Origin of the sequence: Shewanella gelidii (genome assembly GCF_014647855.1) — a bacterium.
GTDB lineage: Bacteria > Pseudomonadota > Gammaproteobacteria > Enterobacterales > Shewanellaceae > Shewanella > Shewanella gelidii.
Window position 1 is genome coordinate 389,223 of record NZ_BMPZ01000002.1, and the last position, 14,359, is coordinate 403,581.

Genomic DNA, 14,359 nt, shown 5'->3' on the forward strand with positions numbered 1-14,359 from the left:
GAAACTTGGCAAGAGGTTTAGCGTATCGTTGGCAAGTGTGTGTTTTTTTGCCATGCTATAGGCGGATTTATCCCGAGGTGGGATTTATTGGGACTGATGCGAAGTTTTTAATGTAAAACCAATGGGCTATTAAGAGCTACACCCGCCGTCTTACTTAATTTTGCGTAAAGACAAGTCAATCAGATCAAATGCAGTATTATCAACGAGTGGAGACGTCGTGATTGCAAGTCTAGAAAAGATTTTAAAACGGATCATGCTGATCATTGGCTGTATTGGTGTGGTGGTGATTTATGCGGGCTTTTTCTATCTCAGTTTTTCTGAGCAAACTCAGCTAACTTTGCCCTGGTATATTTTATTGTCACCTTGGATCTGTGTGTTCTTTGGTTTAGAACAGCATCAACAACTGAGTGTGTTGAATTGGTTTTCTCGTAAATTGTTGAAACCAACAGCGCGATAATCACCGTGTGTTATTGGATGAAACGAGCTTACTTTCGAGCCAAATATAGGCATATAAGGAGACCGTCATGAAGCAGTATTCAATAGCGACATTTATGGTCGCCGTTGTTTTGTTTGTATGTGTGAGTGGCTGTGAACCCAAAGTGACGCCCGAGGACATTCAACCTCTCATTGACGAGCGTAGCGAATTAATGATTGCCCCTTATGGCAGTTGGCAATCTCCATTAACCGCGCAGGATGTTTATAGTGAATCTAATGACATCAAAGAGCTGCAAAGTATCGGTGATGCCATTTACTTTACCGAATCGCGCGGCGCATGGGGGCGTGAAGTCGGTATTAAACGCCTCGAAAAAGATGGCTCTGTACAAGAGATTGTATCTCCAGATTTTAATGTTGGTTCCCGTGTCCATGAATATGGTGGTGCACCGTTTCTCGCCATTGGAAATAGCTTGTTTGTAACGAAGAAGAGTGACCAGCTCTTGTATCGTCTGGCGCCCAATCAAGTGGATGTGCCTTTAACGCCCTATGGCACTCGCCACAGTAGTTGTTTGAGTTACACCAAAGGCTCTCGCATTATTTGTGTACGAGAAGATCATCGAGAAAAGGGCATGCCCAAGGCTAGTTTGGTGAAGATAAATCTTAATTTTGCTGGAGAAGGAGAGCCTTTCTTTTCGGGCCATGATTTTATTACGTCGCCAGTGATCTCCGATGATAATACTCAGCTTGCTTGGATCACTTGGGATTACCCCAATATGCCGTGGGACAACACCCAGCTATGGCTAGCAGATTTAGATCGGCGTGGCCAAATGCAAAATCCACGTCAAATCAAAATGCCGAAGCAAGGTGCGATCAATCAGCCGCAGTTTAGTCCTGATGGGCAATTATTTTTTGTCGCTGACTTCGACAATTGGTGGAATATTTACCGAGTTAATGAGGATGAAAGTGTTGAAAACGTCTATCCAATACAAGCGGAATTTGCCAGTGCGCAATGGAAGTTAGGCAATAGCCACTACGCATTTGAAGATGCAAACACGATTGTTGCCCACATGGTTCAAGATGGTTTTTCGCAGCTGATTCGAGTCCATGTTGCAGAGCATATCGTTGAACCTATCGCCACGGATTTTGGCGACATCTCCCATATTATTAGTGGTGACGGCTCCATTTATTTTATTGGCGCAAAAATTACGCCGGAGAAGGGGATTTATAAAGTCAGTGGCCGCGGTACCGAGTTAATCTATGCGCCAGACCTTGCTAAGCTTGATCCTGAATATGTAACACGCCCTGAAACGGTTCGCTTTAAAACGGGTGAAAATGAATTCGCTTATGGTTACTTCTACGCGCCGAGAAACCCGCTTTACACTTCTCCCAATGATGCCCGTCCTCCCTTGATTGTGATGTTGCATGGAGGACCGACGTCAAAGTCTAGCTTGTCGTATCGCAGTGATATTCAATTTTGGACCAGCCGTGGCTATGCCATATTTGATTTGAACTATCGTGGTAGTACTGGCTTTGGCCGCGACTATCGTCATAGCTTGTATGGTCGTTGGGGCGTAGCCGATGTAGAAGATGCGACGAATGCAGTAAAGTATTTAGCGAACAAAGGCTGGATTGATCCAACTAAAGCTGCAATTCGCGGAGCCAGTGCCGCAGGGTTAACCGTGCTGTCTACATTAGCTCATTCACACGTATTTAAAGCGGGGGTGAGCTATTCGGGGGTGAGCGATATGCAGCAGCTAGATAACGATACCCATAAATTTGAAACCAGTTACCTCGAGCGTTTAGTCGGGCCATTGCCTCAGGCAGAACAAGCATATTTCGACCGTTCACCGATCCACCATTTAGACCAGTTTGAAGAGCCTATATTGCTGCTGCAAGGTTTAAAAGACCCTGTGGTACCTGCGATTCAGTCTGAGCAGATCTATCAAGCGCTGAAACAACGTGGTGTACCAACTGCATATCTAACATTTGCCGATGAAGGCCATGGTTATTGGGGGATTCAAAACCGCATTAAGAGCTTATATGCGGAATTGTCTTTCTTCAGTCAGGTCTTTGGGATCCAACCGGCTGATGATATCGAGCCATTGATCCTCGACAATGTTGAGCAGTTGGGTCAGCGTCAATAACTTCCTTTCAGGCTGGTGCTCGCTGTACCAGCTAAATGTGCTTCATGTCATTTCTTGTTACTGCATCTTCATGATATAAATACGTTTTAGGGAAGTCTGTCCGGCCTTTTATGGTATTGGGTTCGGTCAGATTGCTGATTTGCAAGCATTAGGGAGAGTCTCTGTGATTATCACAAACACTGAAGAAGTCACCGGTAAGAAGATTGTAAAATGCCTCGGAGTGGTCTCTGGCAGCACTGTGCGTGCAAAGCATGTAGGCCGAGATATTATGGCAGGTTTAAAGAATATTGTAGGTGGCGAGCTCAGAGGATACACAGAGCTACTCACCGAGGCGCGGGATGAAGCGATGGAGCGGATGCAGTCGCAGGCAACTCAACTTGGTGCCAATGCTGTGGTCAATGTTCGCTTTTCTACCTCATCTGTTGCAGCTGGTGCATCAGAAATCTATATCTATGGCACAGCAGTCGTGATTGAGTGAGGCTAGATTATGATTGAGTTAGGTATTTTTCTGACTTTGTTCTGCCTTGGTTTTTTTGTTGGATCTTATGCCGAGAAGCAGCATTACAAATCAATTGTCGAGCGTGAACAGAAATTCATGCATTTAGTCACTACCAGCAGTAAACGCCCTGTGGGTGATATAGGGGCGGTGCGTAAAACCCATCTGGTACGCGGCAATGCGGTGATTTCAGTGGACTACTTTAAGCGTATTATCGCGGGGCTTAGAGCCATTGTTGGCGGCAATGTCAGCTCCTATGAAACCCTGTTAGACAGGTCGCGCCGTGAGGCTATTTTGCGTTTAAAAGAAAGCTGCCCCAGCGCCTCGCAAATTATCAATCTACGCATTGAAACCTCATCTGTATTTAAAGGCGCCAAAGATCAAACCGGATCGGTTGAAATACTTGCCTACGGCACAGCCATTTACGCTGAAAAATAACCATGGAGTATCAGCCAGGGTTACCCGAGCACAATGACAATATTAGCCATAAGCACCCACTCATGGAGTTTGCACTGCTTCTTGGTGGTCTCAGTGTTGTGGCTTTTGTTGTTTATTTGCTACTGGGTTTGGCAGTGGATCTGGTGGCCGAGCATATTTCACCTGAGCAAGAGCTGCAATGGTTTAAGCGCAATTCGGTTGATGTGATAGCCAGCTCTATGTTGGATCATGGCGGTGAAGCCAAGCGAATTGATTCAGCCCTGTTTCAAGGCTTAAAACAGTGCTTAGACGTCGATTACCCGCTGCAGTTGTGGCTGGTGAAAAGTGAGAAGGTCAATGCCCTAGCCGTGCCCGGCGATGATGTGTTTGTGTATCAAGGTCTAGTGGATGCCGTGCAATCTGAAAATGGCCTTGCTTTTGTACTAGCCCATGAAATTGCCCATTTTCAGCAACGGGATCATCTCAAAGGCATTGGCCGCGGTTTAATACTTGCCTCACTGATGGCGGTCGTTGGTATGGGCGATGCGGCTGCTTTGGCCAACCCTGCTGCCGCATTAAGTCAGGCGCAATACTCCCAATCGCGGGAATCCTCTGCGGATGCCAAAGCGCTGCAAGCTTTGGCCTGCCACTACGGTCATGTTGGCGGCGCAACCGAGCTGTTTGATGCCTTACTCAAGCAGGAGGGCAAGTTCGCAGAATTTGGCCATTACTTTGCTACCCACCCCAAAACCCAAGCGAGAATTGAGCAGATTCATACATGGGCGCAAAGTCGAGGCTATGGGTTTAAAGAGACAAATCCATTAAGCACGTTTGATGGAATTTAAACGACTTGTTGCTTTACTAATATAGAAGCTTATGAGGGAGGTTATCGGTGGTCATTCACAGTGACAGGATTTAAGTAATGAAGAATACTTTTCTTTTGGTGTTAGTCATAACTTTGTTTGGCTGGAAGAGTTGCTTGGCATGAATCGCCACTGTGCTCAAAGGTGCGAAAGCTACGATTACAGAGGCGGTAAGGAGGTAAATTTTGATTAGAATTTACAGTGCGTCTCATAGCTATTTCTTCTATAGAGTAGATATTTTTAAACGATATAGAATCGCGGTGGGTGACACTATTAATAATGAATTGCAAGGATGGATTTGTGTTATCTAGAATCATTGTATTGATAATCACTGCGCTATGCTTAAGTTGTCCAGCCATGGCTAGCGATGAGAATAGCCTTGATGAAATCTAAAGGGAGTATGCAAAGCTAAACAATTTAGCTCAAAAGGGTAATGTACGAAGTCAATACGACTCCTTTATATTCGTAATTAGAAATCAGCCTCATTTAAATGAGCATTTTAATGAGGCATTCGCTTATATTATTAGTGCTGGAAACTCAGGTTATGTAGAGGCTCAGTTCCAAATAGGGGCGTTATACCAAACTGGTCATATCTTAGATAAAAATTTAGATGTTGCGCTTACCTGGCTTTTGGAATCTGCAAAAAATGGTCATGTTAACGCTCAAGTGATGGTCGCTAATAATTACACTTATCGCTACATGTCATCGACATTAGATGCAGATAAGATGGAGCATTTAGAGTTAGCAAAGTTTTGGTATGAAAAGTCCATTAGCAGCTCATCTGTAAAAGCGAAAAGGCAATATGGTAACTTTCTGATGTATGTGGATATCTTTTCAGTTAAGGCTGAAAAGCTACTCAAAGAAGCATCTTCTGAGGGAGATTTACCTGCTATGAACTCCCTTGGATTAATGTATGCTTACAGGTGGGATAAGACAAATGATGAAAATTTATACCGCTTAGCTAAGTCGATATTTGAAGAGTCTATTCGCTTGGGGTACGAAAAATCTGAGAGCGATCTTGCAGAGCTTATAAATCATTTCCACAACAGAAAATTTAATCAATGAGTTATTAGGGCACGGAATCGATTTTAGTGTCAAAAAGCAATATCTAAGTAAACCATAAACACTAGTTTACTTTAGCTGATGCGAACATATCTTGCTGCCTGATAAAATAACGAAGACAGCAACAGTTACCATTTGCTTTCAGCGAGGAATTTCTGTGACTTACCTTCCTCGACCAGCTTTCATCCAGTCCATATAGCGACTCTAGCTTTTACCTAACTTCGGCCAAATCCCTCAAGACGCCTTCAGCCACCAGTTGCGAATTTGGGCGAGAATGGTATAGTGTCGCGCTTAATTTTTCCCCTATATTTACTTTCGATGGCGTGTGCAGCACTGGGCGCTAGGCCTGTGGCTATCGATAAAAACCTAAAGTTGGATAAGTACCTTGATCACAACAGCAAATATCACCATGCAATTTGGCGCTAAGCCATTGTTTGAGAACATTTCAGTTAAATTTGGCGGCGGCAATCGCTATGGTTTGATTGGCGCCAATGGCTGCGGCAAATCAACCTTTATGAAGATTTTAAGCGGCGAGCTTGAGCCAACTGCTGGCAATGTTTCTTTAGATGTAAATGAGCGCCTTGGTAAGTTGAATCAGGATCAGTTTGCTTATGAGCAATACTCAGTGATTGATACGGTGATCATGGGTCACAAAGAGCTTTGGGAAGTCAAGCAAGAACGTGATCGCATTTATGCTTTGCCAGAAATGAGCGAAGAAGACGGCATCAAAGTATCTGAGCTTGAAATGGAATTTGCTGAGATGGACGGATATACCGCAGAGTCTCGCGCCGGTGAATTGTTACTCGGTGTCGGGATCCCGGTAGAACAGCATTTTGGCCCGATGAGTGAGATTGCACCCGGTTGGAAGCTGCGTGTACTGCTATCTCAAGCACTGTTTTCCGATCCTGATTTATTGCTTCTTGATGAACCGACCAACAACTTGGACATTGATACAATTCGTTGGCTACAAGACACGCTAAATCAGCGTAATAGCACCATGATCATCATTTCGCATGACCGATACTTTTTAAACTCGGTTTGCACCCATATGGCTGATTTGGATTACGGTGAGCTTCGAGTTTATCCGGGTAACTACGATGAGTACATGATGGCTGCTTCTCAAGCTCGTGAGAAGTTAATGTCTGAAAATGCGAAGAAGAAAGCTCAGATTGCTGAGCTACAAGGCTTCGTGGCTCGTTTCTCTGCCAACGCTTCAAAAGCGAAACAGGCAACGTCTCGTGCCCGTCAAATTGACAAAATTAAACTTGATGAAGTCAAAGCCTCGAGCCGCGTCAATCCATTTATTCGCTTTGAGCAGGAAAAGAAGCTCTTCCGCAACGCTTTGGTAATTGAAAACCTAAGCAAAGGGTTCGATGAAGGTCCATTGTTTAAAGACTTTAATTTAATTGCTGAAGTGGGTGAACGCATTGCGATATTGGGTGAGAACGGCGTGGGTAAAACAACCATGCTGCGTACTCTTATTCATGATTTGCCACAGGATGAAGGGACGATTCAATGGTCAGAGAACCATGCGATTGGTTATTATGCCCAAGATCATGCTTCTGACTTTGAGAACGATATGACCCTGTTTGACTGGATGAGCCAGTGGCGCAAACCCGAAGATGATGACCAATCTGTTCGCGGATATTTAGGTCGTATGCTATTTAGCTCGGACGATATTAAGAAGTCAGTTAAAGTCTTATCTGGTGGTGAGCAAGGTCGTATGCTGTTTGGTAAGATGATCATGCAAAAGCCAAATATTTTAGTGATGGATGAACCGACCAACCACTTAGATATGGAATCGATTGAGTCGCTCAATAACGCGCTTGAAATGTACGAAGGTACACTATTATTTGTCAGCCATGACCGTGCATTTGTATCCTCTCTTGCCAACCGGATTATCGAAATTACCTCTGAAGGTGTTACCGACTTTAAAGGAACCTATGATGAGTTCCTGAAAAGCAAAGGTGTTGATGAGTAGAGAAGCTTGGCTGAAATAAACGACTAATTAAAAGCGAGCACAATTGTGCTCGCTTTTAAATGGCGTAATTTAATTTGCGCACCGCCATTGAACAGTGCTCGCGATCATTTTACCTAGTGCATCAGAGCCTGCATTGTTTTGTGCCCAGGATCGACCATGGGCCTCAGGAGGTGTACCGGGTGACTCGCAAGATGTTGGGCCTTGGCAGTAACCACAAACGTTGCCACAGGTTCCGCTCCATGATGATACCGTGGTGTAGCCGAGTTCTTGGCAAATTAGCTCTGCATGGTAACGACCTGCGTTATCTGCGGACACCCATGCTTGGTTGCTATCTGCTTCGCAAACTACATAACGTGAACCAGTTCCGATGTCGTTACCACGATCACATTGCTGAGCGCCATGGTAACTCTCAAGAGTTGATACTCTGCCTTCCAAGGCATCTTGCCTTAGACCCATACCAGCGATTTCAGCGTCAAGTGTGTTAAACCCCGTTTGCAACGCCACGATAGAGGACTCTGCAGTTTCTAAAGCGGCATTGAGGTCATCTAAGCTTGAAGCCAAACTGGCAATTCTTGCTGAAGTTGAAGCATCTAAAGCCGACAAATCACCAGCTAGCGCATCCAGTTCGGCTTGTAAGTTTGCCTGAGTTTCGGCAATTGCTATTTCGATACTGGCAATTTGATTTTGGATTTGCGTGAACCTATCTAGTAGATTGTTATAGTCAGTTTCGTGGCGAATAATCAGCGTGGCTAAATCATCTGATAACTCTTCAGTTGTGTTTAGAATTGATTGGATTTGTAACACTTGAGCAGCTAAGTCCATGCGGGTAGTTGCCATATCAGACTTTAAAGTTGCGACTTCGCTTTCAAGTGTTTCTACACGCCCTTCAATTGTATCAACACGTCCATCAAGTTCAGAAATTGCTGCACTATTATTCTGAATTTCTTCATTCAGTTGTTGAAACGGTTTGCCATTAACTTGAATTACCTTATCTTTTCCAGCATATGCGGTTAGTGAGAGGGTTGATGCAATAACCACTAACAAAAGTTTCCGTACTAACATGTTCTTGCCCTTCATTTATTGAATTTGGGAATGACTCAACATCTCGATTAATACATTGATTTGTTGATGCTCATGCTCTGTTCTGTCCAAGTGCCAATTAATTGGCGCAAAATAAATATAGGAGTTGATGGCAATTGTTACAAGAATGTGAGGGCGATGCGTTGTATTTGGCTTTAGTTTATTTTCAGGAATTTAATTGCCTGCATAAGCTGCTGATATTAAGTGGTTTATGTTTTTTGCAAGTCGCTAAATAAGATTGAGTACATTTGCTCGAGAAGGTTTAAATATTATGGAGAAAATGCAGGGGATATATATTTACTTATGCTTTACATAAGCTTAGTTGATTTTCGTATAGTTCAAAATGTTATGTTGCTTTTTGTGCTTATGCTAAATAAGTCTTTAGCATTATCCTTGTAATACTAAGTAGAACTAAGCAGCATAAAAACGTTAAGGAGTTGTATCTGTTTGCAAAAAGGGCGAGATGTGTTTCCTTAAGAGATTTTACTGATAATTAATGGTTTGAATATTTATTATTTGCCAATTGAACTTTTCATCTTAATTGTCTTTTCTTAAAGTGTGTTCACTTCTTTTTTTCGAATAAAAAAGCCCTCAAACTTAATTTTAAGGGCTTTGACTAATCTGAACTTTAAATTCTCTATTAATAAAATTAAGGTACTAGTTCTAGCGTATTCATCGTTTTATTATGAATGCGCCAATTGGAAAACTACAATTTATCAATTTCATACCGATTCGCTAGATAATCAAATACGGCGCGGATACCAAAGGCCTCTCCCCCCACTGGGCGACCGGGCAGTTTGCGATTGTTCCATGCCATCACGTCAAAATGCGTCCAGCTAATGTTTTCATCGACAAATGCCTGAAGATAAAGTGCTGCGGTGATGGCGCCACCAAATGGCCCTTGACCACAATTTGATAAATCGGCCACATTGGATTTAATCAGGTCGAAATAAGGGGCATGTAGTGGCATCTGCCACACCGGATCTTGAACTGCGAGTCCCGATTCCGTTAGTTGCTGCGCAAGCTTATTGTCAGTGCTGAAAAAACCGGGGAGTTCGGTCCCTAAAGCTACGCGCATTGCACCGGTAAGGGTCGCAAAGTCAATAATGACTTCTGGCTGCTCGTCACTGGCTTCACTTAAAGCATCACATAAAACTAAGCGACCTTCAGCGTCAGTATTGTCGATTTCAACGGTGAGTCCTTTACGGGTTTTAATCACATCCCCTGGTCTAAATGCATTCGCAGAAACTGCATTCTCTACTGCTGGGACAAGGACGCGTAAACGAACAGGTAAATTGTTGGCCATAATGATGCTTGCTAGGCCAATAACATGGGCAGCGCCGCCCATGTCTTTTTTCATCAGACGCATGCCAGCGGCTGGTTTTAAATCTAAGCCACCGGAGTCAAAACAAACTCCCTTACCAACGAGGGTGACTTTCGGTGCATCCTCATCTCCCCACGTGAGATCGAGTAAGCGTGGTTTGTTGTCGCTCGCTCGGCCAACCATATGAATTGTGGGGTAATTTGCATCGAGTAACTCATCTCCCACAATTTCGTTAAACTCTGCGTCAAATTCTTGCGCGAGGTTAGACAACACTTCGGAGAGGTGCTGTGGCATCATATCTGCAGCAGGTGTATTGACTAGGTCACGTACAATTGAAACGCCTCGAACGAGCTTATTCGTTGCGTCGACTAGCGCTTGGTCCGGCAAGATGAGTTGTGGAAACTCTTTGTTAGACTGCTTGTAACGATCAAACTGATAAGCACCCAGTCCCCAGCTAAATGCTGCCACTTTGATTTGTTCATCAGAGCCTTGAATTTGATATTGACCGGCGGGTAACTCATTCACGACATCGCCACATAACCAATAGGAATGACAGTCGTCACTGACTAGAATTGCTTGGAATAGACTGCCATCTGTGCCAGGTATTAGGCTGAGGCCTTTGCCTTCAAAGCCGGTACTGCTTAACCAAGTTTGTACATGAGTCGGCTGCTGTGCAAGCCAGTCAGAATATTCTTCACTTGTGAGAATTGCGAACGGGGTGCCACTGGCACCACTTATCAATAAGTCAGTCATAGAAGGCTCATTTGTTTACAGAAAAAATGATTGTGGCTGCTAGGTTAACGGCTTCAAATATTATGACAAGCGCCTTTTAGCTAAAAGGATGTAAAAGCTTATTTCTTGGTTGGCTTGTCGACTAAATAATCAAAAGAGCTGGGGAGAACGTCAACGCCGGCATATTTGGCAACTTTGACCACGATGGGGATGGTGATTGGGGCGAACGGCATCATTGCGACAACGCCAAGCCCAAGGCCTTTGAGGAGATCCGCAAATTGGCGATTCGCTTCTGTGAGTTCTTTTTTGCTGGCCTGACTTTTGGTGAAGCGCTTGTAGATTTCAAGCATTTCAATGGTTTCTTGCTTTTCTTGAGCGAGTGCAGCTTTCAAAAGCAGCATGTCCCGTCGTAGTCGCAGACGGAAACGACGCTTGCTAATGCGGCTAACGCGAATGGGCGCTTTATGAAAGTGCTTATATATCTTCATTGATCGGATTGTCGCACAAGCAGCCAAGCTGGGCTAGGGTTTATCGCAATTTTACCTGCGTGACTTCACAGAGCGTTATTTGGGCTTGTGTGTTGATGTCATACATTGAAGCAAAAGCTTTTCAAAAAAGTCTTTGCCTTTACGTTGTGCAAACTCAATATTGCGCTCTGGAATAGACTCTGGGTCATCATATGTTGCCAACGCTTGTTCCATACTGGCTTCTCGAATAATGTGGATTGTAGGGTAAGGCGAGCGGTTGGTGTAGTTCGCGGCGCTATCTTGTGGCTCCTCATCAAAGCAATAGTCTGGATGGAAACTCGCCAATTGATAGACGCCTTCATAGCCTTGCTCAGTGAGAAGCTCGGTGGCTAAGTCAACCAGATCTAAATAGGGATAAAACCCTTCAAAGCCATGGGGATAAATGACGAGCGTGGTTTCTGTTTCTGGGTGTTTGTCTAAGTATTGGCATTCTTCAATGAGGCTAAGTAGTGCTTCGGTGATTTGACGGGCTTCAACAACTGCATATCGAATGCTTGCACGTTCGATTTCACGGCGTGCAAAGGGGCAGATGTTATATTTCATGATCACTTGTTTGACCCAGTTCTCAGTGTGAAGCATGACATCTTGCTGCTCTGGTGACGGTGTTTTGTCTCGTTGTGGCATCGCAAAATCCTATATAAACCAGAGTTATGGTGAGATAAGAACTTAGCGCTAGTCTACCATGGTCAGAATTGATGCAACTAATAAAAGTGCCATAGTGATATTGAAAAAACGTTGTTGTTTTTCATTTTTAAGTAAACGTTTAAGTGCCACGCCAAACCCGAGCCATACCATGGCACATGGAAAAGCCACACTTAGAAAGACGAGCGCGATCGTGATGACTTGAGGCGTAAGTGGGGAATCTAAATTTGTAAAGGTTGCAACGGCGCCGACCGCCATAATCCACCCTTTTGGATTAACCCATTGAAATGCCGCAGCCTGGATAAAGCTTAGAGGGGAGGCTTTAGACTTACCTTCCATCTTACTGCTGCTATTCGCAATGAGCCAAGCTAAATAGAGTAGATAGGCAATGCCTATATATTTGATGATCACGTGCAGTATTGGGTAGAGCTGGAAAATTCCGCTTAAACCGAGGCCGATGGCGAGAACCATACAGGGAAAACCGAGCGTAATGCCAAGTAAATGGGGGATGCTGCGCTGAATACCAAAATTCACACCTGAAGTCATCAACATAATGTTGTTTGGCCCTGGCGTGATCCCTGATGAAAATGCAAACAGGGCAATGGCGAAAATCAGCTCCATAACTATCTCTACGGTTTAATTTAAATAACACACCCAAGTATCTTGTTATCTTAGGTCTCGGGCGGTAATGGGCAGCTATTGTAACGACAATATTTGCCTCAGCAAGCTTTGCATAATGAATATGCGTCAACCAGAAACATCTGGCTTAGAAGAAACTGGGTGGATGAGTCAGCTGTGGTTAAAGAATGGTCAGCTATGCTACTGTTTAATCGAGTCAAAATTTTTGCTGGCTCAACAGACTTCCCCCTGACATGCATGTTGTTTAGCGAGTCGTTTATGACACGACTCAAAAACACCGGAGTTCATATGGACCATCAATTAAAGCAGTTGCGTATTTTCCACCGAGCTCAAACTGTGCGCCCACGGCTTGAAGGTCAGATGCTGTCGTTATTGAAATTGCTCCTAATGCCGATAGTTGCGATAGTCATGACCGCATGTGTCAGTGCTAATCATCCAAGTATGCAAGACCCCGTTGCCAGAACCACGATGGTGATGAGCGGTGATATTGAACAAGTGAAGCAACTGGGTAAACGTTTTGCTTGGCATCCTGCCGTTGCCAAAGTCATTGCTGATAACAAGCTAGATTCACAGCAAGTGATTATTCGAACGCAGCAATATATTACTGAAATCATGCAACAAAAAGGCTATCAACTGGCGGAAAATAGCCGGCAGGCTGATGTTCTGATAGGTTTTGGTATCGCGTTAGAGTCTAGCATTTCAGATGACGAAATTTTGTCGAAAGCAGGGCTTGTTGCCGGCTTGTCCTCCAATGCTGGTACGCCAAGCCATTTCGAGAAAGGTTCAGTATTTATCGGTTTTTCCAAACCGAAGCAAACCCAGATGATCTGGCGTGTACTTGCACAAGGGTATACGGATTTATCAGAACAACCACAGAAGACATCAGCACAATATCAGCGTTTACTTTCAAGAATGCTCAACGTGATTTAATTGTATTCCTTGTGATTTATCCGGTGATTGTGATTTAAGCCGGCAACACATAAGCATTGAACGCCTCCGACTTGGTATTCATTTGCAACGTGATCGATGAATCCACGGGCTGCTTCCTACTGACTTACCAAATTACGAAGGTTAAAGTAACTTTGTCGTCAGTAAGAGGAGAAGCTCCCTATGCTTCATTTTGCGTATCCCAATAGGGCGGTGTGCCATAGTATTGGGAAAAGTAGTCGATAAATGCTCTAACTTTGGGGGCTAAAAGACGCGAGCTTGGATATACCGCCCAAATTGAAGTGTCTGCAATTAAAGGGAAGTCTTCCAAAACCTCCACGAGCTCACCACGCAATAGGTGTTTGTATACGATCCAGGTGGCACACATAGCGACGCCCATACCGTTTACGCACGCATCTCGAACTGCTTCACCATGGTCGACTCGAATATGACCCTTTTCTTTAATATTCAGTGGACCATTTGGCGTTTGAAAAGCCCAGCTTTCTAGTCCTGTATGGTTAATGCAGCGATGGCTTTTAAGATCTTCAGGTTTTGTGGGGCGACCAAACTCTGCAATATACTCAGGTGAGGCGCACATGATGCGTTTGTCCACTGCCAGTTTTCGCGCGATCAAACTTGAGTCTTTGAGCTCTGCATTTCGAATCGCAATATCAAAGCCACCTTCAACCAAATCAACAATCGAGTCTGTTAGGCGTATATCTAAATACAACTCTGGGTATTGAGCTAAAAACCCCTTTAGTGCCGGCATCAGATGCATACGACCAAAAGAAGCGGGTGCGGTAATTCGTAAAGTTCCTTTAGGCTGTGCATTGCCCGTACCCACAGATGCTCGCCCAGCATCAATACTCAGCAAAATTTCCTCGGCATGGGGTAAAAAAGCCATTCCTTCTTCCGTAAGGGATACTTTGCGCGTGGTACGGTGAACTAATCGAGCCCCCAGACTTTCTTCGAGCTTACTAATGTGGATACTGGCGACCGGGGGAGAGATCCCGAGCTCTTGCCCTGCTTGACTGATATTGTTTGTTGATGCGAGTCGAACAAACAGTTTGAGGTGTTCAATATTCATGAT

General features: G+C 44.3%; 14 protein-coding genes. 8 read left to right on the plus strand and 6 right to left on the minus strand.

The window, feature by feature from the left end:
• The first annotated feature begins 253 nt into the window (after positions 1-253).
• The 7 genes from IEY18_RS05230 to IEY18_RS05260 all read left to right on the plus strand — a co-directional run bounded on the left by IEY18_RS05230 (position 254) and on the right by IEY18_RS05260 (position 7,398).
• A complete protein-coding gene (locus tag IEY18_RS05230) occupies positions 254-457 on the plus strand; it encodes a hypothetical protein (protein WP_188919168.1) in 204 nt (67 codons plus the stop codon).
• Between the two features lie 67 nt (positions 458-524).
• The gene (locus IEY18_RS05235) at positions 525-2,579 is read left to right on the plus strand and encodes a S9 family peptidase (protein WP_188918534.1); all 2,055 of its coding nucleotides are present in this window, start codon (positions 525-527) and stop codon (positions 2,577-2,579) included.
• Positions 2,580-2,742: 163 nt separating this feature from the next.
• Positions 2,743-3,057, plus strand: a complete 315-nt coding sequence (locus IEY18_RS05240) for a YbjQ family protein (protein ID WP_188918537.1) — start codon at positions 2,743-2,745, stop codon at positions 3,055-3,057.
• Positions 3,058-3,066: 9 nt separating this feature from the next.
• Entirely contained in the window at positions 3,067-3,513 is a 447-nt protein-coding gene (locus IEY18_RS05245; protein WP_188918541.1) for a YbjQ family protein, read from the plus strand.
• A 2-nt stretch (positions 3,514-3,515) separates the two neighbouring features.
• Positions 3,516-4,337: a M48 family metallopeptidase gene (locus IEY18_RS05250; protein ID WP_188918542.1), complete on the plus strand. Its 822-nt coding sequence runs from the start codon at positions 3,516-3,518 to the stop codon at positions 4,335-4,337.
• 648 nt (positions 4,338-4,985) lie between these two features.
• Positions 4,986-5,420 carry an SEL1-like repeat protein gene (locus IEY18_RS05255; protein ID WP_188918544.1) on the plus strand — a complete coding sequence of 145 codons (435 nt, stop codon included), beginning with the start codon at positions 4,986-4,988 and terminating at the stop codon, positions 5,418-5,420.
• Positions 5,421-5,802: 382 nt separating this feature from the next.
• Positions 5,803-7,398 carry an ABC-F family ATPase gene (locus IEY18_RS05260; RefSeq protein ID WP_188918546.1) on the plus strand — a complete coding sequence of 532 codons (1,596 nt, stop codon included), beginning with the start codon at positions 5,803-5,805 and terminating at the stop codon, positions 7,396-7,398.
• Positions 7,399-7,467: 69 nt separating this feature from the next.
• Here the strand turns inward: IEY18_RS05260 and IEY18_RS05265 are convergent, their stop codons facing one another.
• From IEY18_RS05265 to IEY18_RS05285, 5 genes are all read right to left on the minus strand, one after another.
• Positions 7,468-8,460: a coiled-coil domain-containing protein gene (locus IEY18_RS05265; protein ID WP_188918548.1), complete on the minus strand. Its 993-nt coding sequence runs from the start codon at positions 8,458-8,460 to the stop codon at positions 7,468-7,470.
• A 724-nt stretch (positions 8,461-9,184) separates the two neighbouring features.
• Entirely contained in the window at positions 9,185-10,555 is a 1,371-nt protein-coding gene (locus tag IEY18_RS05270) for a leucyl aminopeptidase family protein (RefSeq protein WP_188918550.1), read from the minus strand.
• 98 nt (positions 10,556-10,653) lie between these two features.
• Entirely contained in the window at positions 10,654-11,022 is a 369-nt protein-coding gene (locus IEY18_RS05275; RefSeq protein WP_188918552.1) for a hypothetical protein, read from the minus strand.
• Positions 11,023-11,097: 75 nt separating this feature from the next.
• Positions 11,098-11,685, minus strand: coding sequence for a DUF1415 domain-containing protein (locus IEY18_RS05280; RefSeq protein ID WP_188918554.1), 588 nt, complete (start codon positions 11,683-11,685; stop codon positions 11,098-11,100).
• A gap of 48 nt (positions 11,686-11,733) precedes the next feature.
• The gene (locus tag IEY18_RS05285; protein ID WP_188918556.1) at positions 11,734-12,324 is read right to left on the minus strand and encodes a LysE family translocator; all 591 of its coding nucleotides are present in this window, start codon (positions 12,322-12,324) and stop codon (positions 11,734-11,736) included.
• Between the two features lie 276 nt (positions 12,325-12,600).
• On the opposite strand from IEY18_RS05285, the gene IEY18_RS05290 reads away from it, so the two are divergent.
• The gene (locus IEY18_RS05290) at positions 12,601-13,272 is read left to right on the plus strand and encodes a DUF4136 domain-containing protein (protein WP_188918558.1); all 672 of its coding nucleotides are present in this window, start codon (positions 12,601-12,603) and stop codon (positions 13,270-13,272) included.
• A 178-nt stretch (positions 13,273-13,450) separates the two neighbouring features.
• On the opposite strand, the gene IEY18_RS05295 is transcribed toward IEY18_RS05290, so the two are convergent.
• Positions 13,451-14,356 carry a LysR family transcriptional regulator gene (locus IEY18_RS05295; protein ID WP_188918560.1) on the minus strand — a complete coding sequence of 302 codons (906 nt, stop codon included), beginning with the start codon at positions 14,354-14,356 and terminating at the stop codon, positions 13,451-13,453.
• Between the last annotated feature and the right edge of the window lie 3 nt (positions 14,357-14,359).

Coding starts and splice junctions, on each gene's coding strand:
- IEY18_RS05250 (WP_188918542.1), top strand. CDS start 3,516: ATGGAGTATCAGCCAGGGTTACCCGAGCACAATGACAATATTAGCCAT.
- IEY18_RS05275 (WP_188918552.1), bottom strand. CDS start 11,022: ATGAAGATATATAAGCACTTTCATAAAGCGCCCATTCGCGTTAGCCGC.
- IEY18_RS05285 (WP_188918556.1), bottom strand. CDS start 12,324: ATGGAGCTGATTTTCGCCATTGCCCTGTTTGCATTTTCATCAGGGATC.
- IEY18_RS05230 (WP_188919168.1), top strand. CDS start 254: ATGCTGATCATTGGCTGTATTGGTGTGGTGGTGATTTATGCGGGCTTT.
- IEY18_RS05245 (WP_188918541.1), top strand. CDS start 3,067: ATGATTGAGTTAGGTATTTTTCTGACTTTGTTCTGCCTTGGTTTTTTT.
- IEY18_RS05280 (WP_188918554.1), bottom strand. CDS start 11,685: ATGCCACAACGAGACAAAACACCGTCACCAGAGCAGCAAGATGTCATG.
- IEY18_RS05290 (WP_188918558.1), top strand. CDS start 12,601: ATGACACGACTCAAAAACACCGGAGTTCATATGGACCATCAATTAAAG.
- IEY18_RS05235 (WP_188918534.1), top strand. CDS start 525: ATGAAGCAGTATTCAATAGCGACATTTATGGTCGCCGTTGTTTTGTTT.
- IEY18_RS05265 (WP_188918548.1), bottom strand. CDS start 8,460: ATGTTAGTACGGAAACTTTTGTTAGTGGTTATTGCATCAACCCTCTCA.
- IEY18_RS05295 (WP_188918560.1), bottom strand. CDS start 14,356: ATGAATATTGAACACCTCAAACTGTTTGTTCGACTCGCATCAACAAAC.
- IEY18_RS05270 (WP_188918550.1), bottom strand. CDS start 10,555: ATGACTGACTTATTGATAAGTGGTGCCAGTGGCACCCCGTTCGCAATT.